Source organism: Isosphaeraceae bacterium EP7 (assembly GCA_038400315.1).
Classification (GTDB): Bacteria; Planctomycetota; Planctomycetia; order Isosphaerales; family Isosphaeraceae; genus EP7.
Genome location: CP151667.1, coordinates 1,992,688 through 2,019,472, shown reverse-complemented (window position 1 = coordinate 2,019,472; position 26,785 = coordinate 1,992,688). Strand labels below are relative to the sequence as shown.

18 protein-coding genes are annotated in these 26,785 nt (G+C 66.9%); 10 read left to right on the top strand and 8 right to left on the bottom strand.

All coding sequences use genetic code 11. The features are described from left to right. Positions 1-5: 5 nt before the first annotated feature. From EP7_RS07760 to mug, 3 genes are all read right to left on the bottom strand, one after another. A complete protein-coding gene (locus tag EP7_RS07760; RefSeq protein WP_463527266.1) occupies positions 6-1,067 on the bottom strand; it encodes a type II secretion system F family protein in 1,062 nt (353 codons plus the stop codon). Between the two features lie 128 nt (positions 1,068-1,195). After that, a complete protein-coding gene (locus tag EP7_RS07755; RefSeq protein ID WP_463527265.1) occupies positions 1,196-2,419 on the bottom strand; it encodes a GspE/PulE family protein in 1,224 nt (407 codons plus the stop codon). A 57-nt stretch (positions 2,420-2,476) separates the two neighbouring features. Next, a complete protein-coding gene (gene mug, locus EP7_RS07750; RefSeq protein ID WP_463528382.1) occupies positions 2,477-3,028 on the bottom strand; it encodes a G/U mismatch-specific DNA glycosylase in 552 nt (183 codons plus the stop codon). Between the two features lie 504 nt (positions 3,029-3,532). Between mug and EP7_RS07745 the strand changes: the two genes are divergently transcribed. From EP7_RS07745 to EP7_RS07735, 3 genes are all read left to right on the top strand, one after another. Beyond that, the gene (locus EP7_RS07745; RefSeq protein WP_463527264.1) at positions 3,533-4,099 is read left to right on the top strand and encodes a YceI family protein; all 567 of its coding nucleotides are present in this window, start codon (positions 3,533-3,535) and stop codon (positions 4,097-4,099) included. 83 nt (positions 4,100-4,182) lie between these two features. Next, on the top strand, positions 4,183-5,874 hold the full coding sequence (locus EP7_RS07740) for a PhzF family phenazine biosynthesis protein (protein ID WP_463527263.1): 1,692 nt from the start codon (positions 4,183-4,185) through the stop codon (positions 5,872-5,874). A gap of 132 nt (positions 5,875-6,006) precedes the next feature. Then, positions 6,007-9,495: a hypothetical protein gene (locus EP7_RS07735; protein ID WP_463527262.1), complete on the top strand. Its 3,489-nt coding sequence runs from the start codon at positions 6,007-6,009 to the stop codon at positions 9,493-9,495. On the opposite strand, the gene EP7_RS07730 is transcribed toward EP7_RS07735, so the two are convergent. Beyond that, the gene (locus EP7_RS07730) at positions 9,496-10,848 is read right to left on the bottom strand and encodes a cytochrome P450 (protein WP_463527261.1); all 1,353 of its coding nucleotides are present in this window, start codon (positions 10,846-10,848) and stop codon (positions 9,496-9,498) included. 207 nt (positions 10,849-11,055) lie between these two features. On the opposite strand from EP7_RS07730, the gene EP7_RS07725 reads away from it, so the two are divergent. Both EP7_RS07725 and EP7_RS07720 read left to right on the top strand, forming a co-directional pair. Further along, positions 11,056-14,160, top strand: coding sequence for a PSD1 and planctomycete cytochrome C domain-containing protein (locus tag EP7_RS07725; RefSeq protein WP_463527260.1), 3,105 nt, complete (start codon positions 11,056-11,058; stop codon positions 14,158-14,160). A 4-nt stretch (positions 14,161-14,164) separates the two neighbouring features. Beyond that, the gene (locus EP7_RS07720; RefSeq protein ID WP_463527259.1) at positions 14,165-15,631 is read left to right on the top strand and encodes a DUF1501 domain-containing protein; all 1,467 of its coding nucleotides are present in this window, start codon (positions 14,165-14,167) and stop codon (positions 15,629-15,631) included. Between the two features lie 23 nt (positions 15,632-15,654). Here the strand turns inward: EP7_RS07720 and EP7_RS07715 are convergent, their stop codons facing one another. Next, positions 15,655-16,905 (bottom strand): PP2C family protein-serine/threonine phosphatase, encoded by a 1,251-nt coding sequence (locus EP7_RS07715; RefSeq protein WP_463527258.1) that lies wholly within the window; start codon positions 16,903-16,905, stop codon positions 15,655-15,657. A gap of 210 nt (positions 16,906-17,115) precedes the next feature. Here EP7_RS07715 and EP7_RS07710 point away from each other — a divergent pair, with 210 nt between their 5' ends. The 5 genes from EP7_RS07710 to EP7_RS07690 all read left to right on the top strand — a co-directional run bounded on the left by EP7_RS07710 (position 17,116) and on the right by EP7_RS07690 (position 23,223). Further along, positions 17,116-17,331 (top strand): hypothetical protein, encoded by a 216-nt coding sequence (locus EP7_RS07710; protein WP_463527257.1) that lies wholly within the window; start codon positions 17,116-17,118, stop codon positions 17,329-17,331. A gap of 54 nt (positions 17,332-17,385) precedes the next feature. Then, complete coding sequence (locus EP7_RS07705) at positions 17,386-18,741, top strand: replication-associated recombination protein A (RefSeq protein ID WP_463527256.1); 1,356 nt, start codon at positions 17,386-17,388, stop codon at positions 18,739-18,741. Between the two features lie 20 nt (positions 18,742-18,761). Continuing rightward, complete coding sequence (locus EP7_RS07700) at positions 18,762-19,436, top strand: DUF429 domain-containing protein (protein WP_463527255.1); 675 nt, start codon at positions 18,762-18,764, stop codon at positions 19,434-19,436. Positions 19,437-19,592: 156 nt separating this feature from the next. After that, complete coding sequence (locus EP7_RS07695; RefSeq protein WP_463527254.1) at positions 19,593-21,392, top strand: ABC transporter permease; 1,800 nt, start codon at positions 19,593-19,595, stop codon at positions 21,390-21,392. 52 nt (positions 21,393-21,444) lie between these two features. Beyond that, positions 21,445-23,223, top strand: a complete 1,779-nt coding sequence (locus EP7_RS07690; protein WP_463527253.1) for an ABC transporter permease subunit — start codon at positions 21,445-21,447, stop codon at positions 23,221-23,223. Positions 23,224-23,307: 84 nt separating this feature from the next. On the opposite strand, the gene hpnE is transcribed toward EP7_RS07690, so the two are convergent. From hpnE to hpnC, 3 genes are read right to left on the bottom strand one after another with little or no spacing between them, the layout of a single operon-like run. Continuing rightward, the gene (gene hpnE / locus EP7_RS07685; protein WP_463527252.1) at positions 23,308-24,795 is read right to left on the bottom strand and encodes a hydroxysqualene dehydroxylase HpnE; all 1,488 of its coding nucleotides are present in this window, start codon (positions 24,793-24,795) and stop codon (positions 23,308-23,310) included. After that, positions 24,789-25,697 carry a phytoene/squalene synthase family protein gene (locus EP7_RS07680; RefSeq protein WP_463527251.1) on the bottom strand — a complete coding sequence of 303 codons (909 nt, stop codon included), beginning with the start codon at positions 25,695-25,697 and terminating at the stop codon, positions 24,789-24,791. Before EP7_RS07680 ends, hpnE begins: the two co-directional genes overlap by 7 nt. Further along, positions 25,694-26,644 (bottom strand): squalene synthase HpnC, encoded by a 951-nt coding sequence (gene hpnC / locus EP7_RS07675; RefSeq protein ID WP_463527250.1) that lies wholly within the window; start codon positions 26,642-26,644, stop codon positions 25,694-25,696. Before hpnC ends, EP7_RS07680 begins: the two co-directional genes overlap by 4 nt. Positions 26,645-26,785 lie beyond the last annotated feature (141 nt).

The window sequence follows — 26,785 nt, the reverse complement described above, 5'->3', positions numbered from 1 at the left end:
CCGACTCAATCGGGGCTCGACAGGCGCGAGAGAAGCTCGGAAACCGGCACGAACAGCGTCAGGCCGTAGGCGAGCACCGTCGTCCCTCCCACCACAAGCAGCAGGATCGTCGGCAGGAACACGCGAATCAGCGAGGCCCGCTCGATCGCCCGCCTGCGGTAGCTCGCCGCCACCGCCCGCAGGGCCCCGACTCGGCCTCGTTCACCACCGCCGCCCGACGACATCAACCAGGCCAGCAATGGCGGAAGCTCCGCGGCCATCGCCACGCTGATCGGCTCGCCCCGCTCGTCCGCCTCGGCCAGTCGCCCCGAGTGACGTGCCAGCGCGACATCTCCGGTCGCCCTCGCGGCCAGCCGCAACGACTCCGCGTACGGGACGCCGTGATCGAGCAGGAGCGCCAGCATCTCGGCGAAATTCGCCGCCCGCGCCGCCGCCAGCATCCCCCCCATCCAGGGGACCCATCGGAGCACGCCTCCGGACCACCCGGGCTGCAAGCTCGCCGACTTCCTCGAAGCGAACCATCCCAGCGTCACCAGGGCCACCAACGCCGGCACCAGCGGACCCCAGACCCAGGCCCACTCCCGAAGCCCCGCCAGACCAACCAGGAACCCCGGCGAGCGCAACCCCAATTCGCCGAAAATCGCCACCAGCCGGGGCGTCACCCCGACGACTAAGACCAGGGACAATCCCGTCGCCACCACCAGGAGAATCGCGGGATAGAGCAACGCCAGCCCCACCTCCCGCCTCATCTCCGCATAACCGCGGGCAAACCCCGCGAGGCCTTCCAGCGCCGCCGCCAATCGCCCCGACTTGACCCCGGCCTCGACCACGCTCCGATAGATGGGCGGGAAGCTGTCGCCTTCCGCCGCAAGCGCCTCCGACAGCCCTTCACCCTGCTCCATTCGTGCCGCGAGTTTCGACGAGATCGCGCCTAGCCGTCCGGGCAGGCTCCCGCCCGCAGCCGATAGCCCCCGCTCCAGCGGCACACCGGCCCGCACCAACGCCGCAATCTCATCATTGAGCGCGATCAACTGAGTCAGGTCGACCGATCCGCCCGCCTTGCCCAAGGCCCACCCCCCCCGAAAGCATGCTCCGACGATGCATGGTTCGTGAGTCTACGACGTTTGTCGAAGGATGTCGAGGGCCTCGCGTCACTTTCCGTCCGTCTCCCCTGCGTCGGACCATTTCCCGGGGGTCAGGACGGTTCCAGCACCGGCTCGCCCACACCCAGAACACGGCGGATCTCGGCCGGGCTAGTGATTCCTTCCTCGACCGCGTCGATGGCTCGCCGCCAACGGCCGACCATCCCGCCTGCGAGCGCCGCGGCCTCGATCTTGGCCACGTCTTCGCGACGGAGGATCGACGCGCCCACGTCTCCCATGTCGGGCAAGAGTAACTCGGCGAGCATGAGCCGTCCGCGATAGCCGGTACCGCCGCAGAGCGGGCAGCCGACGGGTTCGCGGCATTGCGAGACCGGCAGGCCCAGCCTCGCGGCCGGGTGCTCGCAGGAGATGGCGCAGTCGCAGAGTCTCCGGGCCAGCCGTTGGCATAGGACGGCAAGCACCCCGCTACGCAGCAGATAGGGCTCGATGCCCATGTCGGCCAGCCGACCCAGCACTCCCGCGGCGTTGCCCGCGTGGAAGGTCGTCAACACGAGGTGGCCAGTCAGCGAGGCCTGGAACGCGACCTCGGCCGTGGTCCGGTCGCGCACCTCCCCCACCGCGATGACCTCGGGGTCTTGCCTCAGCAATGATCGCAGGCCCAGTTCGAGCGTGAAGCCAGCGGCCTCGTTCACCTGAGATTGCGCCACGCCGGCCACCGCCACCTCGACCGGGTCTTCCAGCGTCGCCAGCGAGCGACCGCCGCCGCCGTGTCCCACCAGCTCGCGCAAGCAAGCGTAGAGCGTCGTCGTCTTGCCGCTTCCCGCTGGCCCCGCCAGCAGGATGGCCCCCGAGGTCTCGGCCAGAAGGCGACGCATCGCGGCCAAAATCTCGGCCGGCAAGCCCAGGTCGTCGAGCGTGTTGTATCGGCCCGCCGCGGCGAACATGCGGACGACGGCCTTCTCGCCGTGAAGGCTGGGGAAGGTGCTCACCCGCACCTCGACCTCGCCGGCCTCACCCCGGATCCGCCCTTCCTGCGGCACCTCGGTCCGATACGTCAGCAGGTCGGACATCACCTTCAAGCGAGCCACCACGTTCGGGCCAAGCCTGGCCGGCAGCATGGCCACCGGACGCAGGACGCCGTCGACCCGCCACCGCATCTCCAGCCCGTCGGGCGTCGGCAGAAGGTGAACGTCGCTGGCCTCCGCCTCCCTGGCCAGCCGAAGGGCGAGTTCGACCACGTCAGTGGCGAATCTGGGGTCCGCCGCGTCAAGGGCCGTCAGCGCGTTGCGAAACTCGTCTTCGTGGGTGTCTGCCATGGTGGCTCCGATCGTCTGAGGTGGTGGCGTTCGATCGAAGCGAAGGCCGCCCGCCGCTCATCCTAACGCAGCCCGCCGGACCTCGCCGTAGAGCCGACCGAGATCGGCCAGTTGATAGTGGGCGTTCAGTCCGCTCGGATTCGGAAGGACCCAGATCCCGGTTTCTCCCATCCGTTCTGCTTGCAACCCGAGGACCGCCTTGGGCCGGCCGAACGCGCCCCGATACGCCGTGACGCCGAGCACCGCCAGGAACCGAGGGCGATACCGTTCCATGCGTTCGCGGAGGAGCTGTCCCCCCTCGACCAGTTCGTCGGCGGACAACTCCGCGGCGGTGGCCGTCGCCCGGCCGGCGATGTTGGTGATGCCGAAGCCCATACGCAAGAACTCGTCCTGATCCCAGGGAGACAGCCGACGATCGCTGAACCCCGCCGCGTGCAGGGCCGGCCAGAACCGGTTGCCCGGCCTGGCGAAGTGCCGTCCGACGGCGGCCGAGTAAAGGCTCGGGTTGATCCCGCAGAAGACCACCGACAGCCCCGGCCCGATCACGTCCGCAACCGAGGCATCCTGCGCCGCCGCAACCTCCGCCTTCGACGGCTTCCATGGCCCCAATCGTTCCACGTCCGACCTCCAAGCCGAGTAGGAAACCCATGCCGACGGGAGTTCTGTTGAAGCCCCACTCGTCAAAACTTGAGAAAATTTCGAAAAACAGAGGACGAAATCTCAAAAAGTTACGATGGTTTCTAGGAAGGGCTCTCTCGGTCGGCCCAACCTTGGCGATTGTCCTCGATTCGACAACGTCCCCTCGGGCGAATCTGGAGTCTCTCGATCGACCGAACTGCCCGAGCCGCTCATGGTTCTCGAATGAGACGTTTTCTGTAAACCTTTGTTGGAAATCGCCTTAAGAAGGATTGAATCAAAGTCCCCGAGAAACCTCAACCGTCCCGAACGCTCGAAAACTCAGAAAACGAAACGAACCCGGCGCGACTCCGGCGATCGACGACACCTTGGCGGTGATGGTCGGTCGACAACGGAGTGACGACCCGGCTAACCTCATTCCCATGGGACGCGGGAGGCCCGCGGTCGCCTGTTCATTGCCCACCGGAGCCTGCATCCATGCTTCGCAAGATTTTGGCCGTCGCTGCCCTGGTCGTCGCCGCTTCCCCGGTCCAGGCCGCCGAGCCTTACAAGGTCGACACCGTCCACTCGTCGGTCATCTTCCGCGTCAAGCACATGAATGTCAGCTACGCCTACGGCCGGTTCAACGAGATCGTCGGCACGTTCGACCTCGACGAAACGAACCCGGCGCAGTCGAAGCTCGACATCAAGGTGGCCACCGCCAGCATCGACACCGCCAGCAAGGCCCGCGAAGGCCACCTGCAAGGACCCGACTTCTTCAGCGCCAAGCAGTTCCCCATCATCAGCTTCAAGAGCACCAAGGTGGCCAAGACTTCCGAAGGTGCCTTCGACGTGACCGGTGACCTGACCCTGCACGGCGTGACCAAGCCCCTCACCCTCAAGATCGAGCCCAGCGGCACCGGCAAAGGGATGAAGGGGGAGAAGCTCGCCGGGTTCGAGACCACGTTCTCGATCAAGCGCAGCGAATTTGGCATGACCAACATGACGGGGGCCATCGGCGACGACGTCCGATTGATCGTCAGCATCGAAGGCAACCGCCCCTGACCAAGGACCGAGCCCAGGCCGCGGCGGCCCCGCCGAGCGAACTGGGGCCGTCGCCATCCCTTGACCGTGGGAGCCTCACCGCCGTGATCAACTACCTGCTCCTGGGTGCCCTGTCGCCGCTGGCGCTCGCCTGCGGCGTCGCGTTTGTCGGCTGGCGGATCGGCCGCGGCCGCGGCCTGGAAATTGGCCTGGCGCTCGGGCTGGGCCTTGGCTGGATCGTCTCGCACCTGTTCGTCCGCGGGATCCCGCCGTTCCCGCCGCTCGACCTGCTGGACTGGCTCCCCTTCATCGCCGGTGCGGCCACGGTCGTCGGCGTGTTCGAGTCGGCCTGGATGCCCAGCCTGCGGGCCCGCCTCTGCCTGAATGCGGCACTCCTCGTCGGCACCCTTGCCGTGCTCCTGCGGCCGATGACCCTGAACACGTGGTCCAGTCGGGAATCCGTCGCCCAGTTCGCCGTGATCGGACTGCTGATCACCGCGTCCTGGTGCAATCTCGCCGCGTTGTCGCGCCGGCTTGACGGCTGGATCCTGGGCTTGATCCTGCTGGCCGCCGCCCTGATTCTCAGCTTGATCCAGGCGGCCTACTCCGGGAATCTCGTCCTCGGACAACTCGGCTTGGGATTTGCCGCTTCGGTAGCTGGAATCTCCCTCATCTCCTCGCTGGAACCACCAGCAAGGCTGGGCCTTGGGGCCGTGGCGGTCGCGGGATCGGCACTTGCGAGTTTCTGCCTGATCGGCCAGGTTTACGGCAATCTCGCCGCGGTCCCGGCCATCCTGGTGCTCGCGGCCCCCGCCGGTGCCTGGCTCGGCCTGGTGACGCCGGCTCGAACGCCCATCCGATTCGCCCTGGGCCTGCTGGGAGTCGCGGTGCTGCTGGGCGCGGCAGTGGGCCTGGCGTATCGGGCAGCACCGACCGAGGCACCGAATACTCTCGAAGGTTTTGGAAAGGACTTTACGCCGATGCGTCAGCGAATTGTCCAGGTCGATGCGTTCACCGATCGCCCGTTCCGTGGGAATCCCGCCGCCGTCTGCGTCGTTGCGACCCAGGCGACGGGCCGATGGATGCAGCGAGTCGCGGCCGAGATGAACCTCTCGGAAACCGCCTTTCTCCACTCCGAAGGTGAACCCGGAACCTACCGTCTCCGCTGGTTTACCCCGATGGTCGAGGTCGACCTCTGCGGCCACGCCACGCTCGCGTCGGCCCACGTCCTCTGGGAAGAAGGCCACCTGCACGTTGGCCAGCCCGCCCGGTTCCTGACGCGCAGCGGCACCTTGAACGCCACCCATCACGGCGACTGGATCCGGCTGGATTTCCCCTCCGTCGTCTCCACGGCCGAAGCCTTGCCGGAAGGCCTAGCCGAAGCCCTCGGCGCACGCCCGACCTGGTCTGGGCGTGCCGGAGATGATTGGCTCATCGAGGTCGACTCGGCTGAATCGCTGCTCGCCCTCAACCCCGATCAGGCTCTTCTGAAAGACATCCCGGCCCGCGGCTTCCTCGTCACGGCAGCCGGCGATGGTCAGAATGAAGACTTCGTCTCCCGATTCTTCGCCCCGGCGGTTGGCATCGCCGAAGACCCCGTCACCGGCTCGGCCCATTGCGCCTTGGCCCCGTACTGGTCGGCCAAGCTGGGCAAGACCCGGATGACCGGCCGACAGATCTCGGCCCGAGGGGGCGTTGTGCGGGTCGAGCTGCGCGGCGACCGGGTCGACCTGGAAGGCCAGGCCGTCACGGTTTTCGCGGGCGAGCTGTCCGACGCGGCTATGATCGACGCCTGATCTTCTTTCGACGAATCGAGCGGAGCTTCCCCTTTGTCCACGCCGATCGACTGGCATCCCTCGGCCTCCTCAAGTCCCGCCGATCCCGGCGCGGATTGGGCCGGCTCGCGCCCGTCGGAAATCGGCGGACCCTTGCCGGCTCCGATCGACCTCATCGAGCTGGAGCGTCTGATCCGGGCCGTCGAACCCTCGGCCGTGCTGGTGCCGTCGCGGATCATGGCCCGGGTGATCCGCCGCGATCGTGGCCTGCGGTTCGTCGGCTGGCGTAGCCTCCGTCGCCCCTGTTATCTGATCCGCGGCGCCACCCTGCGATCGATCGTCGAGGCCGACGAGCTGGCCTCGCTCGGCGCCGGCCCCTGGCCTGAGCTGGTGACCCTCCTGCCCCGGCCCGACCCTTCGGAGCTCGCGATACAGCCCGCCGCCGACTCCTTGATCGAGTCCTGGTCGAGGCTTTATTACGCGTCCATCCAGCGTTCGATCCTCGACAAGATCGAGTCGGGTCGTCTCGATTCGGCGACCCTGGCCGGCCGGGTCGACCGGATGGGCCGGACGATCTTCGAAGAAGCCCGGATCGTCCTGACGCAGGAGGGGCTGCTTCTCCCTCCTGGCGACGATTTCCAGATTTATCTCGAATTCGCCGCCCTCTATCTGACACTCGACCGATTCGCGCCCGCCCTGGTGCCGCATTATTTCCCGGCCGCCACCGACAGCGAGATCCCTCGCCAGGTTTTCGGCGAGGACGTGGCCGACCATGACCACTTCCTGACGACCCGGCCAGAAGGGGCGCCCGATCCGCATGCCGATTCGGGCGAAGACTTCGGCGACGATGAACCGCCGCCTACCTTGCATACAGAGCGGTTCCCCCAGCCCCCCGCCGGCGCGATGCTCGCCGCCTCATTCCAGCGCCTGATCGGCCGGGCCGACACGGCCGATCTGCGGGGCAACGCGGCTCGATCGGCGGTGCTCTGGACTCGCGCCGCCCGGTTCGGCTCATCGCCGCTGGACGACCAGGCCAGGCAGGCCGCTCTCGGCCAGATCCGTCGGCTGGTCGACCGTCTTCAGGTCGCGCTCGGCTTCGACGACGCCGAGGCCGGTCGCTGGTGGCGTGCCCTTCCCTCCCTGCTCGACGGCGCCGCACGCGGGTTCTGGACCCCCGAAGCGAGGGTGCTCTACGACGTCCAACGAGTCTGCCTGGACCACGAACGCGAGGTCTACAAGGTCGACCTCGTCGCCTGGGCCTTATCCTTCGGCCGCAAGCCGGTGCGAAGGGCATTGCCCCATCTCCGCGAGGTCCTGGTCTCCAACCACCTCCGCGGTGCCTCCCGAAGGCTCCGCGCCGCCAGGCTCGACCAGGCCGAGCGAGTCCCACTGGCCGCGCTGCTCGACCAGGCCCTGCACCGGGCCCACGAGAGCCTGAGGTCGCGGTTCAGGCCCCTGCTGCGGCAGGCCCTGGATGAGAACGACCTGGTGCCGACGAACCTGCCCGAGGAGGTTGCCCGGGACAAGCTCGTCGAGGAACTACTCGACAAGATCAGCGACCGCGGCTTCATCGCCATGGGCGACCTGCGCGACTCGTGCTCGCGCAGCCAGCTCAAGCTGCCCGACCTTTCCGGCCCGGGCGAGTTCCTCCGCGGCGACCGGCTCCTGCGCATCGACCACTCGCTGGACGACTCACTCGACGGCGTCTATCGGCGGGGCGAGATCTATCTGCGCGCCCTCCAACGCGTCAGCTCGCTGGCCTTCGCCACCCACGCCGGGCGGGTGCTCACCAAGTACGTCCTCCTTCCCTACGGCGGCGCCTTCGTGGCGCTCGAGGGGCTCCAGCACCTCGTCGGGCCGGTGCTGAACTGGATCGCCCACATCCATATCCACCTTCTCACCCCCGCTTCGCTGCTGCTGCTGGGCACGCTGGTGATGACGCTCATCAACCTGCCCTCGGTGCGGAGGAAGGTCGTGAGGGGCGTGCGGCGCGCGGGCCTGACGCTCAAGCAGGCGGTTCTCGTCTGGCCGGCCCGATTCCTGAGACTTCCCTGGGTCCGCGACCTGCTCGATAGCCGGGCGGCCCATCACGCCTGGAATTATCTGATCAAGCCTGCGCTGTACGTCGCCCCCCTCGTGGCCGCCGAGGCGTTCCTGTCGAGGCTCACGCTGGCCGGGGCTCCGATCTGGGCGGTGCCCTTCTTGTTGCTGCGCCCGCCGCCCATCCTGACCGGGCCGAGGGCCTGGCTGGCCACGGGCGGCCTCTTCTGCGTGTTCAGCCTGGCGTTGAATTCCAGGCACGGCCGCGACCTCCAGGAGATTACCGCCGAGGCGATCGCCCGCAACTGGCGGCGGTTCTTCCTCGAAGTGATCCCCGGCCTCGTCCTCTGGATCATCGCCACCTTCCACCGCTTGCTGGAGTGGGTCGAACGCCTGCTGTATGCGGTCGACGAGTGGCTTCGCTTCCGGGGCGGAGAGTCCCGCGCCTCGCTGGTGGTCAAGGCGACGTTGGGGGTCTTCTGGTTCTCGGTCGCCTATCTCGTCCGGATTTATGTCAACCTCTTGATCGAGCCCCAGATCAACCCGATCAAGCACTTCCCGGTGGTCACCGTCTCGCACAAGGTGATCCTGCCGATGTCGATCACCCTGACCCGCGTGATGTCGGCCGCGCTCATGCCGCTTCTGGGGCTCTACCTCGCCCGGTTCGTCGCGGTCTCCACCGTTCTGTTGTTGCCCGGCGTCTTCGGATTCATGGCCTGGGAGCTGAAGGAGAACTGGCGGCTGTACCGCGCCAACCGGCCGAGGTCGCTCCAGCCGGTCCTGGTGGGGAGCCACGGCGAGACCGTCGCGCGGCTGCTCCGCCCGGGGTTCCATTCGGGCACGCTCCCCAAGCTGTTCGCCAAGCTCCGCAGGGCCGAGCGCAACGAGTTGCTCGGCGGGCTGGGCAAGTCGGCGCGCAAGCACGAGGCCACGCTGCATCACATCGAAGAAGGGGTCGGCCACTTTGTCGAGCGCGAGCTGATCGCCCTGGTCCGGCGCAGCCGGTCGCTGGGCCCGCTGGGCATCGCCCTGGGCGAGGTGCACCTGGCGACCAACCGGATCCTGATCGAGCTGACCGCGGGGGGCGCCGGCCATGGGTCGGCGGGGCTCTGGCTCGCCCTGGAGGTCCGCCACGGCTGGCTCTTCGCCCGGGTCGTCGAGCCCGGCTGGTCGGCCAGCCTGACCGAGGCTCGCCGTCGGTCGCTGACCACCGTGCTCGCCGGCCTGTACAAGATGGCCGGTGTCGAGGTGGTCGCGGAACAGGTCCGAGCCAGCTTCGGCGCCCAGGATCCGCAGTTCGACCTGATCGAAGAGGGCCTCGTCGTCCGGCCCGCCACCAATGCCGCCGCCGAGGCGCTTTACGACCTCGACGCGCCGGTGCTCACCCCCCGAGCCCTCAACGGCCGGCCAACCATCTCGCTGCCGACGTTCGAGGCCTCAAGGCTTCTCTTCTCCAAGGTCGAGGTCCCCTGGGAGCGCTGGGTGCTCGCCTGGCAACGCGACCTGATGGGCCAGACCCCACCGAGGTTCCTCCAGGGAGTCCGCCTGCTCCCGCTCGTGCCAGTCGGCGGACGACGGGGCTCGACCCGCCCCCGCCGATAGCTAGCGCCTCTTCTGTAGCCTCACCGGGATGCCCCCCTTGGCCCGCAGCGTCATCGTGGGAAGCTTCTGGACATCGGCCCCGGGCTCCATCGTCAGCCGGTAACGGCCTGCGATGGTGGCCAGCAAGAGCACCGATTCCATCGTCGCGAAGCTGTTGCCGATGCAGATGCGCGGCCCGCCCCCGAACGGAAAATAAGCGTAGCGGTGGATCCGCCTGGCCAGCCCCCCCTCCCAGCGCTCGGGCCTGTAGGCGAGCGGGTCGTCGAAGAATCTCGGATCACGCTGAATCACCCACTGGCTCATATAAAGCGTGGTGCCGACCGGGACGCGGTAACCGCCCACCTCGATCGGCTCCATCGCCTCGCGCCCCAGCAGCCAGACCGTCGGATAGAGCCGCAAGGTCTCTGTGATCACGTGGTCGGTGTAGACCAACCTGGGGAGGTCATCGAGTGTCGGCGGCCGACCGCCCAGCACCTCGTCCAGTTCGGCGTGTAGCCTTGCCTCGACCTCGGGGTGCCTGGCCAGCAGGAACCAGGCCCAGCCCAGTGTGTTGGCGGTGGTCTCATGTCCGGCCATGAACAGGGTCATCGCCTCGTCGCGGAGCTGGCGGTCGGTCATCCCCCGGCCGTCGTCCTCGTCCTTGGCGTGCAGCAGCATCGAGAGCAAATCGCCCCGATCCTCGCCGCTGGCCCGCCGCTCGGCGATCATCCGGTAGATGATCCGATCCAGCGTCGCGAGTGCCTTCTTGAATTGCCGGTTCGCGGGGGTAGGAAGCCACGTCGGGATCTGGATCAGGCCGCTGACCCGGCGTGTGAACGCGGCCAGGCCGACCTCCATCGCATGGCTCGCCTCGCGCGATTCGTCCGACACGTCGGCGTCGAAGAGCGTCTTGGCGACGATCTCCAGGGTCAGCGTCATCATGTCGTTCTGGGCGTCGCGAGCCTGGCCGTCGTCCCAGCCCTCCATCATCCGCTCGGCATAGTCGACCATCACGGCGGCGTGGGCCTTGATCCGCTCCTTGTGGAAGGCCGGCTGGGCCATCCGTCGCTGCCGCCGCCAGAAGTCCCCTTCGCTGGTCAGCAGCCCGTTTCCCAGCGTCTCGCCGGTCATCTTCAGGGCGAAGTGCTTGTTCATGCTCTTGTTCTGGGTGACGAGCACGTCCTCGACGAGGTCGGGGTGGTTCAGCATCCAGATGGGTCGGGGGCCGAACCGCGCCGAGACGACGTCGCCGTAGGTTTGCGACCAGCGTGTGATGGCCTCCAGCCGGCCGGCCGCGAACTCGGGCAGATTCCCCTTGAGCCAACCGCCCTTGGGACCCGGCGGCCGGGGATCGCTCTTGGTCGTGCTGGCCATGCGGGGCTCCTGAACTTCAGAGGTTCGGTGAGCACCCATCCTAACCGGCCCGGCACGACCGCGAAAATCCGCCCCTTCGGCAGTCGGACGACCGCTCCTGTGATGGACGCTTGTTGCACATCGACCGTCCAGGCCCTAGAATTGAGCGACTCACCGCAACCCGACGGGTCTCTCCTGCCCGACCCGCCTTCCCCGCGGATGCTCGCCATGACTCGCACGCTCATCCTCGCGATGGCTTTTGTCGTATTCGGTTCGGGCCCCGGTCTCCGGGCGGCCTCCGACGACGGGCCCGTGATCGACTTCAATCGAGACGTCCGGCCGATCCTCTCCGAGAACTGCTATGCCTGCCACGGGCCCGACAAGAACGTGCGCAAGGCCGATTTGCGGTTCGACCTGAAGGACGATCCGTTCCGCGACCGCGACGGCCACGCGGTGATCGTGCCGGGCAACGTCGAGGATAGCGCCCTCATCGAGCGGCTCGTCTCCGAAGACCCCGAGGAGATGATGCCGCCGCCCAAGTTCGGCAAGGCCGTCTCCAAGGCTCAGGTCGAGACGCTGCGGACCTGGATCAAGCAAGGAGCCAAGTGGGACGGCCACTGGGCCTACCTGCCGCCGAAGCGAGGCGAGCCTCCCGAGGTTCGCGGCCGCAAGTGGGTCAGGAACCCGGTCGATCAGTTCATCCTGAAGCGACTGGAGGACATGAGCCTGGCCCCGGCGGCCGAAGCCGACCGAGCGACCCTCATCCGCCGCCTGACGCTCGACCTCACCGGCCTCCCCCCGACCATCGCCGAGGTCGACGCCTACCTCGCCGACTCCGCCCCCGATGCATATGAGCGGCTGGTCGACCGCCTGCTTGCCAGCGACCGCTACGGCGAGCGGATGGCGCAGAGTTGGCTCGATCTGGCCCGGTATGCCGACACCAACGGCTATCACATCGACAACCATCGCGACATCTGGCTCTACCGCGACTGGGTCATCGACGCCTTCAACAAGAACAAGCCGTTCGACGTCTTCACCGTCGAGCAGATGGCCGGCGACCTGCTGCCCAACCCGACGGTCGATCAGAAGATCGCCACCGGATTCAACCGCGCGGGCATGGTCAACTTCGAGGGCGGGGCCGACCCAGATGAGTACCTGAGCAAGTACGTCATCGACCGCGTGACCACCACGTCGCAGGTCTTCCTGGGATCGACCCTGGCATGTGCCGAGTGCCATGACCACAAGTACGACCCGTTCTCGCAGAAGGACTTCTATCGCTTCTACGCCTTCTTCCACAACGTGCCGGAGAAGGGGCTGGACGGTAGCAAAGAGTCGCCCGCCCCGCGCATGGCCGTCCCGGTCGTCGCCCAGACGAAGCGGCTGGACGAGCTGAAGGGTGAGGTTGCCTCGCTGGAAGCCAGGATCGCCGGCCCCCTCCCCGAGATCGACGCGGCCCAGGTGAAGTGGGAAGCCGACCGCAAGGCCGCCCGCGAGCAGGCCGCCGCGATCTGGAAGACGGTCGAGCCCACCAGCGTCCTCTCCCGCAACGGAGCCACGCTGACCAAGCAGGCCGACGGATCGGTGCTGGCCTCGGGCGAGAACCCCAGCCGGGACATCTACGAGGCGGTTCTTCGCACCGACGCCACCGACCTGACCGGCCTGCGGGTCGAGGCCCTGCCCGATCCGAGTCTGTCGAAGGAAAGCCTTTCCCGCTCGGGCAACGGCAACTTTGTCCTCTCGGGCCTGGAAATCGAGGCGACACCCGCCGACCAGCTCGACGTCGCCCAGCCCGTCTCGCTCGCATCGGCCACCGCCGACTTCGTCCAGCCGGGCAACTTCCAGGCGGTCAAGGTGATCGACGCCGACGCCAAGTCGGGGTGGTCCGTTCAGGGCGACCAGTACAAGGATCCGCGTTACCTGGCCGTCGCCGCCTCGCAGCCGTTCGGCTTCCCGGGCGGGACGATCCTGCGGGTCCGCCTGAAGTTCGAGGCGCCGTACAGCCAGCACACAATCGGCCGATTCCGCCTGGCGCTCACCTCGGCCCCCTCACCCGCCATCGTGCCGCTGTACCCGATGCCGGTCGAGAAGGCCCTGGCGGTTGCCCCCGAGACGCGTACGCCCGAGCAGGCGAAGGCGGCGAAGGACTACTTCCGGGCCGAGATCTCTCCCGAAGCCAAGGCCCTCGTCGCCGACCTGGCCGCGAAGAAGAAGGCGGCGACCGACTTCGAGGCGAGCATCCCGACCACGATGGTCATGGAGGAGATGCCCAAGCCGCGCAAGACCTTCATCCTCGTCCGGGGCGATTATCGGTCCAAGGGTGACGAGGTCGTCGCCGGCGTGCCCGAGAGCCTTCCCCCCCTGCCCGCCGGGGTCAAGGCCGACCGCCTGGCGTTGGCCCGCTGGCTGGTCGACCCCGCCAACCCGCTGGTCAGCCGCGTGACGGTCAACCGCTACTGGCAGCATTACTTCGGCACCGGCCTGGTGAAGACCGCCAACGACTTCGGCTCGCAGGGCGAGTGGCCCACCCACCACGAGCTGATCGACTGGCTGTCCACCGAGTTCATCCGCACCGGCTGGGACGTGAAGGCCATGCAGCGCCTGCTCGTGACGAGCGCCGCCTACCGTCAGGTCTCGAAGGTGGACGCCAACCTGCTCGAGCGCGACCCCTATAACCGGTTCCTCGCCCGAGGCCCCCGGTTCCGGCTCGACGCCGAGGCGATCCGCGACAACGCCCTGGCCGTCAGCGGCCTGCTGAACCCGGCCGTCGGCGGACGCAGCGTCTACCCCTACCAGCCGCCCGGCCTCTGGGAAGAGGTCTCCTTCGGCGGCGACTTCAGCTCGCAGAAGTACACCCCCAGCAAGGGGACCGACCTCAACCGCCGCGGCCTCTACACCTACTGGAAGCGGTCGCTGCCACACCCCAGCCTGAGCGCCTTCGACGCCCCCAACCGCGAGACCTGCACCGTCAGCCGGGCCCGGACCAACACCCCGCTCCAGGCCCTGGTGCTGATGAACGACCCGACCTACGTCGAGGCCTCCCGGGCCCTGGGTCAGCGGATTATCGCCGAGGGGGGCGACGGCACCGAGCGTCGCCTGGAATACGCCTTCAGGCTCTGCCTCGCTCGCCCGCCCAAGCCCCGCGAAATGGAAGTCCTGGCCCGCGTCTTCGGCGAGCAACTCGACCATTTCAAGGCCGACCCCAAGGCCGCCAAGGCCCTGATCTCGATCGGTGAGTCGGCCCGGCCGGCGAACATGGACGAGGCCGAGCTTGCTGCCTGGACGGCCATCGGCAATGTGCTCCTGAATCTCGACGAGACGATCACGAAGGGATGATGCAATGGACCCGCGTGACGAGCTGAGCCGATCCATCACTCGCCGGACCCTCCTGGGCCGGTCGACCGCCGGCCTGGGCACCATGGCCCTGGCCTCGCTGCTGCGTGGCGGCGACGTCTTCGCCGGGGCGGGCGCAGGCGCCGCGTCGTCGGGCCTGTTCCCGGCCGACGGCGCGCTCGGGCACCTGCACTTCGCCCCCAAGGCCAAGCGGGTCATCTACCTGTTCATGTCGGGCGGCCCCAGCCACATCGACCTGTATGACCCCAAGCCGGTCCTGACCAAGCGCACCGGCGAGGAGCTGCCCGCCTCGGTGCGGAACGGCCAGCGTATCACCGGGATGACCAGCGGGCAGTCGCAACTCCTGATGGTCGGGCCGTCGAACAAGTTCGTGAAGGCCGGCAAGTCGGGCGCCGAGCTGACCGAGCTGATGCCGAGGCTGGCCGAGGTTGCCGACGACATCGCCATCGTCCGCAGCATGCACACCGACCCGATCAACCACGACCCGGCCGTCACGTTCCTGCTCTCGGGGAACCAGCAGCCGGGCCGGCCGACCCTCGGCTCGTGGCTGAGCTATGGGCTGGGCAGCGTCAATAAGAATCTTCCTGAGTACGTCGTGCTCCTCTCGGGCGGCGGCGGCCAGCCGCTGCTTTCGCGCTACTGGCACAACGGCTTCCTCCCCAGCAAGTATCAGGGGACGCAATTCCGTTCGTCCGGCGACCCGGTGCTCTATGTGTCGAACCCCGAGGGCATCGACGCCGCGACTCGACGCAAGCTGATCGACGGCGTGCGCGACCTCGACCAGATCGAGCTTGACACCGTCGGCGATCCCGAGATCGCGGCCCGCATTAGCGCCTACGAGATGGCCTATCGGATGCAGTCGAGCGTCCCCGAGCTTATGGACATCGGCCAGGAGTCGAAGGAAGTCCTCGAGCTTTACGGCGCCACACCCGGCAAGGCCTCATTCGCCAACAACTGCCTTCTGGCCCGTCGCCTGGCCGAGCGAGACGTCCGGTTCGTCCAGCTCTACCATCGCGACTGGGACCACCACGGCGACCTGCCCAAGGAGCTGAAGCGGCAGTGCGACGCCACCGACCGGCCCGCCGCCGCCCTCATCAAGGACCTCAAGCGCCTGGGTCTTCTGGATGAGACGCTCGTCATCTGGGGAGGCGAGTTCGGCCGGACCGCTTACAGCCAGGGGGCCATCACGGCCGAGAAGTTCGGCCGCGACCATCATCCCCGCTGCTTCTCCATCTGGATGGCCGGAGGTGGGATCAAGCCCGGCATCACGCACGGCGAGACCGACGACTTCGCCTACAACGTCGTCAAGGACGGCGTCCACGTCCACGACTTCCAGGCGACGGTGCTCCACCTTCTCGGTGTGGATCACACCAAGCTGACGTTCCGGTTCCAGGGCCGAGACTTCCGCCTCACCGACATCAGCGGCAAGGTGGTCCAACCCCTGCTCGCCTGAGTCGCCGCTCGGGGGCCCGTAGGTCAGGCGGGCCCCTTGTACTCGACGGCCAGCATCGAGATGTCATCACGAAGGCTGGCGCCGGCCACCCAGGTCTCGACGTCGCTCATCAGGCTGAGCAGGCTCTGCTGGAGCGGCTCTTGCCTGGCCCTGGACATCGACTCCAGGATCCGGCCGCCGCCGAACTGCTCGTTGCCCGGGGCCATGGCCTCGTTCACTCCGTCGGAGTAGAGCAACACTCGATCCCCGGGGTGCATCTGCACCGTGTGCTCGGGGTAGCCCTCCTCGGAGAATCCGATCGGGAAACCTGGCGTCTCTAGGATCCGAGGCGTCCCATCGGCCGGCAGCAGGGCCAGCCCCGGATGACCGGCGCAGGCATACTTCAGCAGACCCGTGGATAGGTCGAGGATGCCGTAGAGGATCGTGAAATACTGCTCGGTCGTGTCGTCGAAGCTGAACCGCCGGTTGAGCTGGTCGGCCACCTCGGCGGGCGGCACCACGCGGAACTCGTCCGAACCTTCCACCGGCTGTCGCAGAAGGGCCGTCGGGTCGATGATCGGCGTCAGCAGTCGTGAAAGGGCCACCGACAGCAGGGACGACGCGACCCCGTGCCCGCTCACGTCGAGGACATAGAGCCCGATCAGGTGTTTATCCAGCCTGAAGACGTTCAGGCCGTCGCCGGCAAGCTCGTCACAGGGGCGGAAGTGCCAGGCGAACTCGGCCTCGGGCGCCTTGGGGACCGAACGGGGCAGGGTCGACTCCTGGATCCTCGCGGCCGATCTCAGGTCCTTCTCCATCCTCGCATTGGTCGTCGCCAGCTTGCCATTGACCTGCTCAAGCTCGCGATTCCGCTCGCTGAGGTGCTTCTCCAGTTCCAGCACCTGGTCGACCGCATTCTTCAAGGCGAGCTGCGTCTGCACCCGCGCGGTCACCACCGGGAAGTCGAGCGGCTTGGTGACGTAGTCGTTCGCCCCCGCCTGGAACGCGGCGACGATGTCGTCGCTCTGGTCCTTGGCGGTCGCCATGATGACCGGCAGGTCGGTGACCGAGTACGTCTCGCGGAGGATCTTCAGCACCTCGAAGCCGCTGATGCCCGGCATCATCACGTCGAGCAGGATCAGGTCGAACGGACGCGCGGCGATCATCTCGAGGGCCTGCTGGCCGTCGACGGCGCAGGTCACGTCATAGCCACGCCGGGCGAGCCTGCGCGAGAGCATGTCGCGGTTGTTCTCGTCATCGTCGACCACCAGCAGAGAGTTCGACGCGGTCGCCATCAAACGCAGCTCCAGGATCTCGGTCGGTTGGACGCGGTCGGGCCTTGTTGAGACTATACCGTCACACCCATGCCCGTGAACGGGGGCCTGACTTTCAAGGAAGGGAAAAATCGACGAAATCTGTTGGTGCCAAACGAACTTGCGGCGATCTTTGGTCGTAGAATAGGGGTGGAAAACGGTCGACGAATGGGGCTGATTTGGAGACGACGAATGCGGCGGTTGTCCAGCTATGCGTCGAAGTATGGCCCGGTCGCGGGGCCCAAGCTGTATCACCTCCTCCAGAGCCAGGCCGCGCACGCCGGCGTCAGCGCAAGGCTGGGTCGGAAGCTCAAGGCACTCTCCATTCGGGCGTCCAGGGATCTCCCCCTCTTCCCCGAACCGGGTCAGGCCGAGCCGGACGCTGCTTCACCTGTCCACGCCGGTTGAGACTTGCGACAATCTGGCCTGCAACGCCACGCCAGGATGGAGGGCGAGACGCGGATGGCCAGGACGATCCACAGGAATCTCTTCGGCGACCCGGATGAGCCCGAGCCGAGGGGCCACACCGCGGGCGAGCCGTACGCCACGGCCCCGGGCGACGGCGACCCGGGCGAGGCCCCGCTGGCCGACCGGATGCGACCGAGGTCGCTGTCGGAGTACGTCGGCCAGGGACATCTCGTCGGCGAGGGCCGGGCCTTCCGCCGCCTCTTCGAACGCGGCTCGCTCCCCCCCTCCTTGATCTTCTGGGGACCGCCGGGGACCGGCAAGACGACCCTGGCCCGGCTGCTGGCGGCCCACGCCGGGGCGAGGTTGGCGGCCATCTCGGCCGTCCTGGCCGGGGTCAAGGACCTGCGCCAGGCCATCGGCGAGGCGGCCGACGCCAGGCGCCGCGGCCAGCGGACGATCCTCTTCATCGACGAGATCCATCGGTTCAACAAGGCCCAGCAAGACGCACTCCTGCCCGCGGTGGAGGATGGGACCGTCACACTGCTGGGAGCGACGACCGAGAACCCCTCGTTCGAGGTCATCGGTGCGCTTCTCTCCCGCTGCCGGGTCATGGTCCTCAACCCCCTGAGCCCCGACGACATCGCCGCCCTGATTCGCCGGGCACTCGCAGACGCTGCCCGAGGCCTCGCGGACCTCTCGCCCGAGATGGCGGAAGGCCTGATCGGCCGACTTGCGGCGGGCTCCGGCGGCGATGCGCGTTCAGCACTCACCTCGCTGGAGGCCGCCGTCCGGGCGACTCCTCCGGATGAGGACGGCACGCGTCGCATGAGCGAGGCCACGCTCATCGAGGCGATGGGCCGCGCCCGCTACGCGTACGACAAGGGGGGCGAGGAGCATTACAACCTCGCCTCCGCGCTCATTAAATCGCTGCGCAATTCGGACGTCGATGCCGGCCTGTACTGGCTCGCCCGCCTGATCGAAGGGGGGGCCGACCCCGTCTTCATCGCGCGTAGGCTCTGTATCCTGGCCTCGGAAGACATCGGCATGGCCGATCCTCAGGCGATGGTGCAGGCGGCTTCGGCGGCGCAAATCGTGCAGCTCATCGGCCTGCCAGAGGGCCTCTATCCGCTCTCGCAGGCGACCATCTACCTGGCCGGCGCCCCCAAGTCGAACGCGATCAAGCGAGCCTACCAGGCCGCCGCCGAGGACGCCTCCGCGACGGCAAGCGAGCCGGTTCCCAAGCACTTGCGCAACGCGGTGACAAACCTGATGAAGGCGCAGGGGTACGGCCAGGGATATCGGTACGCCCACGACGACCCCGCCGCGCGTGGCGAGATGGCCTGTCGCCCGGAAACCCTGGAAGGGCACGTCTACTACGAACAGTCACCGTTGGATGACGACGCAGTTTGACCTTGTGAGGGTCGCAGGCGATGGTCGCACGCACGCGGATGAGACCCAGGGTGCCGGGCATCTGCGTCGGCATCGACCTGGCCGGAGTGCCGCACCGCGAGACCGGCGTGGCGATCTTGCGGGATGGCCGGCTGGACCTCCTCGTCGCGGCTTCGACCGACGACGAGATTCTCGAACTCGCGAGCCGGGCGGGGCGCCGCGGAACGATCGCGATCAACGCACCGCTGACTCGACCGGCGGGTCGTTGCTGCCTCGAAGACGACTGCCGATGTCGGGTCGACCCGGGTACGCGCAGCAGGGCCCTGGAACGCGAACTCGGACGGATGGGCGTGCCCACTCTGGCCACCGCGCTCATCAAGGTGCTGGCACGCCGGGGTGCAATCCTCGACGCGTCACTCCGCGAACGTGGCTTCGACCCCCTGGAGGTCTACCCGTTCGCCACGCTCAAGCTGCTGGGCCTCCCCTGGCAGGCGAAGAAGACAAAGCTAGGACGCCGGAAGATCCATCGAGCCTTGAAGCCGCTGGTCCCCGGCCTGAATCACCCCCGGGCCTCGGAACACCAGATCGATGCCGTCGTCTGCGCCCTCACGGCCTTGATGTGGCGGCAGCGGCAGACCTGCACCGTGGGGATCGCCGACGAGGGCCTGATGGTCATCCCCGACCCTCGAAAGCTCCCCCTTCCCACGACGCGCTGAACCGGTCATCATGCCCTCATGCGGTGCCATGGGTCTCGCCGAACCTGGAATTTCCAGACGCCAGAGAGGCGCGTCCATTCGAGGTATCCGACGACGGGCACCCGACGTGAGTGCATCGCTCGTTGATCCATCAATGCCGGCGGAGGTTCAGCGCAGATGCTCCCCGGTCCTGTCTTCGCGATGGAACTGCTGACGACCGCACGACGAAGGCGTTACTACGTCTTCCGGACGGTCTACGCCACCGCCATCCTCGGCTTCATGCTGATGTGGTTCGGCCAGTACCGCCGGATGATGGATGGGGCTGAGATGTCCTTTCAGGAGATCGCGGCGGTCGGCCTGGCGACCTTCGGGATGGTCGCCTATGTCGAGATCATCACCGTTCTGGGGCTGACCCCGGTCCTGGTCGCCGGTGTAATCGCCGATGAGACCCAGCGCAAGACGCTCCATTTCGTGCTCGCCACGCCGCTGCCAAGCTCGGAAATCGTCCTGGGGAAGATGCTGGCGCGGCTGCTCCACATCTTCATCTTCATCGCGATCATCGTCCCCATCCTGGCGATCCTCAGCCTGGCGGGGGGCGTCGACCCGTGGCTGGAGATGGCCCTGATCGTGGGGTCGGCGGCGACCGGATTCTTCCTGGCTTCGATCTCGCTCCTGGCCTCAACCCTGGCGAGGCGGGTGCGCGACGCGGTCCTCATCTCGTATGCGATCGAGGCGATCTGGCTCCTCGGATCGGCGTGCGTCGCCTGGCTGATGTGGATGATCTCGGATTTCGCCTGGCCCCCCCTGCTGGTCGCCCTGGGTATAGTGTCCGAAGCCCTATGGGCCATCAATCCGTCCGCGGTCTTCTCGCGATTCGGGGATCTCTATCAGGGGAAATCGTCCGCCTTCTTCGGGGCCTTGTGGTTGATGGTCGGGTTGCAGTTGGCCCTGGGTCTGGTGTTCACGACGCTGGCGGTGTTCCAACTCCGCCCTGCATTCCGCCGCAGAGAGTCGCAATCGCCCGTCGAGAATGGCCGCTGGAGGCTGCCGATCCCGGCCCGATTCCGTCGCGCCAGGGCCGTGGGCAACTGGCCCATGGTCTGGAAGGAGAGGCATGCCCACACCCGCGGTGTGGCCCGTTTGTTGGTCCTCTTGCTCGGCGTCATGATGCTCGCGTTCACGGGGATCACCGTGTTCAATCTCGCGGCGGTCGTCTTCCAGCAGTGGAGCCAGAATCCGCCCCCCGGACCGCAAATGTTTGGGCCCGACTTCGCATTGACGATGGGCATACGGGCGTTTGCGACGGCGTGGGGAGCCATTCTGATGCTCTCCGTCGCCAGTGCCGCCTCTTCCTCGATCACGTCGGAGAAAGAGGGGGATACCTGGCTCAGCCTCATCGCGACGGATCTCAGTTCTCGCGAAATCCTGGCGGGAAAGGCGGCCGGCGCACTCGCCGGGGCATGGATCCCCGCTCTCGTGCTCGTCTTGCTCGTCGCCATCGGGAGTGGGTTCGGGACCTTGCACCCCCTGGGTGTCATCCTCTTCACGCTGCTCATCCTGGTCTATGCCGCGTTCTCGGCATCGCTCGGTCTGTTCCTCTCATTGAAGAGTCGGACGACATGGCGGGCCCAGGCGTTCGCGGTGGGAATCATGCTCATGCTGAGCATCGGCATCTTTTGCTGCTCGCCCTTGATCATGGCCACAGCCTGGATGCTGGCCGCTTCTCCGCTGGTCGCGATGGGCGGCAGCCTGTTTAGCTCGTCGGAATTGCCCACGCTGTTCGACGCATTCGACGGAATGGGATTCGTCGCGGGGTTCGTCGGTTGGGCCGGGTACGGCGTGGCGGCTTACCTCCTCTGGGTTTCGTCGGTTCGTACGCTGGAAGAGGAACGCGGAGATCTCGGCCCTTCCGACCATGCCCGGCGGATGCGGATGCTCAAGCCTGCCGACGAGGATGGAATTGAGTTCATCCCCTGAGTCTCGGCGTGTCTCTCGATCCGAACGGCACGATTGTGAGGAGGCGAGCGGCATGGGGCCTGGACCTGTCTTCCGGATCGAACTGATCACGGGCGCCCGCCGGACCCGCTATTTCGCGCTTCGCGCGTTTTACGTGCTGATCCTTCTCTGGGTCGTCGGTCAGGCTTATAACTCGATGAGCAACGCGCGCCGCTTCGGGACGATGATGCCCGGGGGCGATACGTCCGAGATGACGATCGCAGAAATGAGCACGTATGCTTACAATATCTTCTCCTCAATCCTCGTCGTCCAGATCCTCGCGATCGTCTTCCTGACCCCTGCGATGGTGGCCGGGGTGATCGCCGATGAACGCCGACGTAAAACCTTGCACTATTTACTGGCCAGCCAGCTCTCCAGCGGAGAGATCGTCCTGGGCAAGCTGTTCGCCCGCCTCCTGCACATCGCCGTCTTCGTGGCGCTGGGCCTTCCCGTCATGAGCCTGCTGACGCTCTTCGGCGGGATCGACCCGCGACTGGTCGCCCTCTCGGCGGCCCTCAGTCTCTCGCTGGCCTACTTCCTCGGCGGGCTCTCGATCCTCGTCTCCACCACGTCAAGGAGCCCCCGCGAGGCGGTCTCCGTGGCGTACATGCTCGCGATCGTCGGCCTCGTGATGCCGCCGATGATCGAGCAGATGAGGGCATTGCTGGCCTGGCCCTGGGATTGGGTCTACGAGTGGTGCCGACCCATCAATGACTGGATCCGCGTGATCAGTCCGATTTCGTTCCTCAACATGAGCTTCCGCGCGAGCATGGGGCAATATGTTGAGACGTTGGCCTGGATGGTTGGCCTCCAGATCGTTTACGGGTCGGTCTTCGTGCTGCTGGCGGTCCTGCGATTGCGTCCGGGGTTCCGAAAGGAAGGGGGACCTTCGAGGGTCGGATCACTGGCGAAGAACATGGCGAGGGCCAGGCGGTTGTTGCCGAGGCCGGCGTGCGGAGACGACGCGATGCTCTGGAAGGAGCGTTTCGTCGCCCGGACCAGCGGCCTGACCAAGGGCCTGATCCTGCTCGTGTCGCTGGGAATTATCGGCGCGATCATCGCTACGTCGATTGAACTCATCAGGAACGCCGCCCTCGAAGCCTACTTTCTCGGTTCGGATGGAGGGGTGAGAGGGGCCAGGCATAACTTCAATGTGTACGTGCGCGTGCTGACTGGTTTCGTCACGGCGGGCTGGCTGCTGGCCGTGGCGGCGGCCGCGTCAGCCTCGATCACGTCGGAGCGCGAGGGCGACACGTGGATCAGCCTGATGGCCTCGACGCTCGATCCGCACGAGGTTCTGAGGGCCAAGCTCGTGGGTTCGATCTGGAGCCTCCTCCCGATCCCCCTGCTCATGATGGTCTACTGGGCCATCGGCCTGGCCGTAGGCTCCGTGCACCCATTCGGGGCCGCCGTCGCGTTCCTGGAGTTGTGCCTCTTCACCGCGTTCGCGGTGACGCTCGGCGTCTACTTCTCGCTGACGATGAAGTCATCGGCCAGGGCCCTGGCGGCGACGGTCGGGACGATGATCTTCCTGAACGGGGCTTACCTGTTTTGCATCGTCCCGATGATGAGGAACGAGCGCATGGAACTCTTCGCCGGATTCGGGCCGTTCCTGGTTGCGTTGGCCCTGCTGACGCCCACGGAATACACTCAGATGTGGAACGGATCGGCTTTTACTTATCGGCGAGATTTCGGCGAGCTCATCTTCGCCAGCGTCCTGGGGAGCCTATGGTACGGGGCGGGAGCCGCGTTGATGTTCGGCCTATCCCACGCGCGTTTCGATGAGTTCGTCGAACGGCCACGGCGATTCTGAAGGCGGGCGCCGATCGTTCGTGACGATCCGCAGGCTCCCCTGATTCGACGCGGGGATTCCAAGATAACTCGGCATGCATTGGCGTCATGGGTCGTTTGTGGCTCGGCCGGTCGGGCCGCGTGCAGAGCCTGGCCCCGGTGCGGCCGGCGAATTGGGCGTGAGGCCTGGGATGAGCAGGCGGCTGAGCCACGAGGCGGGGAGATCGGGCCGGACGAGGTGCTCGGGCGTACCGAGGTCGGTGAGGACCGCTTCGGCCGCGAGGTAGCCGCTGCGCACGGCCCCTTCCATCGTGGCGGGCCATCCCGTCCTGGTCCAGTCGCCGGCAAGGTAGAGTCCCGCCACTTCGGTACGCTGGTCGGGGCGGAAGGAGTCGACGCCCGGCCGGACTGCGAAGGTGGCGCCGTGCTCGGTGACGACCCGCCAGCGGCGGAGACCTTCCCTGCGGATTCCGGGCCAATGAACGGATAGATCGGCGAGCGCGAGGTCGAGGATGGCGTCGTTGCTCAGAGGGACGAGATCATATGAGGCGCTGATGACGAGCTGGAGGTACTGGCCCTCGGCTTCGTCCTGACGGTCCGATGAGTGGTTGAAGACCCAGTGGACCAGGCCGCCCGGGAGGGTTGCATGATTCAGAGGGAAGACGCCGTGGTCGAACCAGAGATGGATCCCGGTGATTGGTGAGGATTCGAGTCGATCGACCCCGTCGAGCGAGGGAAGACGGCCGCGGAGAGGGTCGTCCAGCAAGCCGAGGATGCGGTCGAACGGCACGGCGAGGATGATGCGGTCGGCTGCGATCGTCTCGCCGGAGCGGAGCGTGACGCCTTGAATCGGGCCAGCGGGGTCGGCATCGATCGAGCGGATGCCGGTTTTGAGTCGGACTTGGACGCGGTTGTCGGCCAGCCAGGATTCGAGCCGGGTGCCGTAAAGATCGCCGAGGGGGACCGTGGGGATCTCGACCTGGTAACCGTCCCTGTTGCGAAGGAAGCCGTCGACGAAGACCTTGCGTGCATGGCCGAAATCCATCTGCTCCAGCCGCTCATTGAGCGCTGAGACGAGGACGGTGGCCCAGTACAGGTTGATCGTCCGGGTCGTCTGGCCGTGGTCCAGCAGCCAGTCTGCAAACGAAGTGTCGGCGGGCGTTGATCGGTCAAGCGCGAGTCTCGCCAGGCCATAGCCGACCCGCAGCTTGTCGTCGATCCGGAGATATCGCGTGCGAAGGAAGCTGCCGGAGAGGTGGATCGGGGCGGGCAGCGGGCCCGAGGAGAGCCGGGAAAGCGCGCCGTCGTGGCCGACGAAGGTGATCTCGGGGACGAGCTTGAAGAGGTCGGCTGTGCCGACCCGGCGGCAGAAGTCGGCCAGATTCGTGCAACAGGTCATGCTTACGTGCTGGCAGTTGTCGACCAGCTCGCCGGTAGCGGGGTCAACGAATGAGCTGGCTCGCCCGCCCAGCCTGGGGCGAGACTCGACCAGGGTGATGTCGAGTCCGCGATTGGCGAGCGACACGGCCGAGGCCAAGCCCGCGAGTCCGCCCCCCACGATGAGGATGCGCGGACGCGGCGAGTTCGTCAGCACCGGGGTGCTTCCGTGGGGATCGACGCATGGCTGATGAATCGCGCCGACAGCGACCGGGTGGCGATCCAGGCCTTGCGCCAGGCGGGGATCGAGACCCGGCTGGAGATGACGTCGTAATCCCGTGTCACGATCTCGTCGAGGAGCGAGCGATAGATGCCCGAGATCGACGCGAGAACCGGCCGGCCGACCGGGTCGACCAGCTCGATGAGGGGCTCGGCCGCCCGGTAGAACTCATACGCCCGATTCGCCTGGAATTCGAGAAGGTCGCGGAGATTGGCGCTCGGGCTCGCGGCCTTGAGTTCGTCGAGGGTCACGCCGAAGCGAATCATCTCGGCGGTAGGCAGATAGACCCGGCCGTTCAGCGCGTCTTCTCGTACGTCGCGGATGATGTTCGTCAGTTGAAGCGCCACGCCGCAGGAGTCGGCCATCGACTCGGCCCGTCCGCCATCGGATTGGTAGCCCCAGATATGCAAGCAACAGAGGCCGACCGCCGAGGCGACCCGGTAGCAGTACCCGCGGAGGTCGTCGAAGTTGGCGAACGGCTGGGGGTCGAGGTCCATCGCCACGCCGTCGATGACGTCGTGAAACAGCGATCCGGGGATCGCGTGCCGGTGCACGGTCTCGGCCAGCGCGGGCATGCCGGGCCAGCTTCCCGCGGGAATCCGGCCGTCGAGGGCATCGTCCAGCTCGATCCGCCAGGCATCGAGCGCGGCCCGACGGCCGGCCTCGGGTCCGGGGGAGTCGGCGATGTCGTCGGTCCGACGCATGAACGCATACAGGGCGCACATCGACCGCCGCCGCTCGGGGGGGAGCAGCAGGAAGCTGATGTAGAAGTTGCGTGCCTCGCGGCGGGCCACCTTGCAGCAGAATCGCCGGCTGGCCTTCATCTGCGACTCGGTCATGATCTGGTCCCCGCGCCGACGGGGATCGGGCGTCTCCCCGGTTTCCGCAACCGGCCGGCCACGAGGGCCTTGAGCACCAGGGCGACCTTGGCCCCCTTCCCCAGCGAAGGGCGACTGGTCAGGACGTCATATCCTTGTGCCTCGATCCGGTCGAGGATGGCGAGGCCGCCTCGGCCGAAGAGGTCCACGTCCACGTCCAGGGGCCTGGGCATGCGTCCCACCAGTTCCTGACCGCGAACCAGAAGGCTGCGGGCCCGGTCGACCTCGAATTGGAGGAGGCGGGCGAAGGCGGGGTTGAACCGGCGAGCGTGCAAGTCGGCGTCGTCGTAGCCGAAGCGTCGCCGATCCTCGGCGGGCAAGTAGATCCGGCCGATGTCGAGGTCTCGGGCCACATCCTGCCAGAAGTTGGCCAGTTGCAGGCCGGTGCAGGTGAGGTCGGAGAGCCCTGCATTCTCGGCGTCATACGCCCGCGCAAGATAGAGCACGAGATGGCCGACCGGGTTGGCCGAGCGTTCGCAATAGTCGAGCAACTGATCGAAGGTCTGGTATTCGACGAGGGTCTGATCTTGCTCAAACGCCGAGATCAGGGCCTCGAACGGGGCGATGGGGATGGCGTATTCGGCGACGGTCGGGGCCAGGGCCATCATCACCGGGTGGGTCGGCGGCTCGCCCTCGAACATGGACCGAAGCTGATCCCGCCACCAGGCGAGTAGTTCGGTGGAGCGGGCGCGATCGCCGACCTCGTCACCCAGGTCATCGGACCAGCGGCAGAAGGCGTAGATCGACTGGAATGCGGGGCGAAGGTCGCGCGGGGTCAGCCAGGTGACGACGCTGAAGTTCTCATAATGCCGCGCGGTGAGGTCGGCGCAATAGGCGACCGCCTCGGGCGGCGAGATGCGGGCGCGCGAATCGGGCCCGAAGAGGGCTAAATCGTCGGCGAACGTCATTAAGCGGCGCCGGGGAGTAGGGAGGGCTTGCGAGAGTCGATCGGACGATGGTATCCCCGGCGTACCCCGGCGTCTACCACGACGCGGGACCGTCCGGGGTCATCTGGTGCGAATTCGCAGGTCGGGGTGACGAAGCTGAAT

What these genes read in the sequence shown, in the direction of transcription:
- EP7_RS07745 (WP_463527264.1), top strand. Translation starts at nt 3,533, where the DNA reads ATGCTTCGCAAGATTTTGGCCGTCGCTGCCCTGGTCGTCGCCGCTTCC.
- EP7_RS07695 (WP_463527254.1), top strand. Translation starts at nt 19,593, where the DNA reads ATGCTCCCCGGTCCTGTCTTCGCGATGGAACTGCTGACGACCGCACGA.
- EP7_RS07680 (WP_463527251.1), bottom strand. Translation starts at nt 25,697, where the DNA reads ATGACCGAGTCGCAGATGAAGGCCAGCCGGCGATTCTGCTGCAAGGTG.
- EP7_RS07705 (WP_463527256.1), top strand. Translation starts at nt 17,386, where the DNA reads ATGGCCAGGACGATCCACAGGAATCTCTTCGGCGACCCGGATGAGCCC.
- EP7_RS07725 (WP_463527260.1), top strand. Translation starts at nt 11,056, where the DNA reads ATGACTCGCACGCTCATCCTCGCGATGGCTTTTGTCGTATTCGGTTCG.
- hpnC (WP_463527250.1), bottom strand. Translation starts at nt 26,644, where the DNA reads ATGACGTTCGCCGACGATTTAGCCCTCTTCGGGCCCGATTCGCGCGCC.
- EP7_RS07715 (WP_463527258.1), bottom strand. Translation starts at nt 16,905, where the DNA reads ATGGCGACCGCGTCGAACTCTCTGCTGGTGGTCGACGATGACGAGAAC.
- EP7_RS07710 (WP_463527257.1), top strand. Translation starts at nt 17,116, where the DNA reads ATGCGGCGGTTGTCCAGCTATGCGTCGAAGTATGGCCCGGTCGCGGGG.
- EP7_RS07720 (WP_463527259.1), top strand. Translation starts at nt 14,165, where the DNA reads ATGGACCCGCGTGACGAGCTGAGCCGATCCATCACTCGCCGGACCCTC.
- EP7_RS07730 (WP_463527261.1), bottom strand. Translation starts at nt 10,848, where the DNA reads ATGGCCAGCACGACCAAGAGCGATCCCCGGCCGCCGGGTCCCAAGGGC.
- EP7_RS07755 (WP_463527265.1), bottom strand. Translation starts at nt 2,419, where the DNA reads ATGGCAGACACCCACGAAGACGAGTTTCGCAACGCGCTGACGGCCCTT.
- EP7_RS07690 (WP_463527253.1), top strand. Translation starts at nt 21,445, where the DNA reads ATGGGGCCTGGACCTGTCTTCCGGATCGAACTGATCACGGGCGCCCGC.
- EP7_RS07700 (WP_463527255.1), top strand. Translation starts at nt 18,762, where the DNA reads ATGGTCGCACGCACGCGGATGAGACCCAGGGTGCCGGGCATCTGCGTC.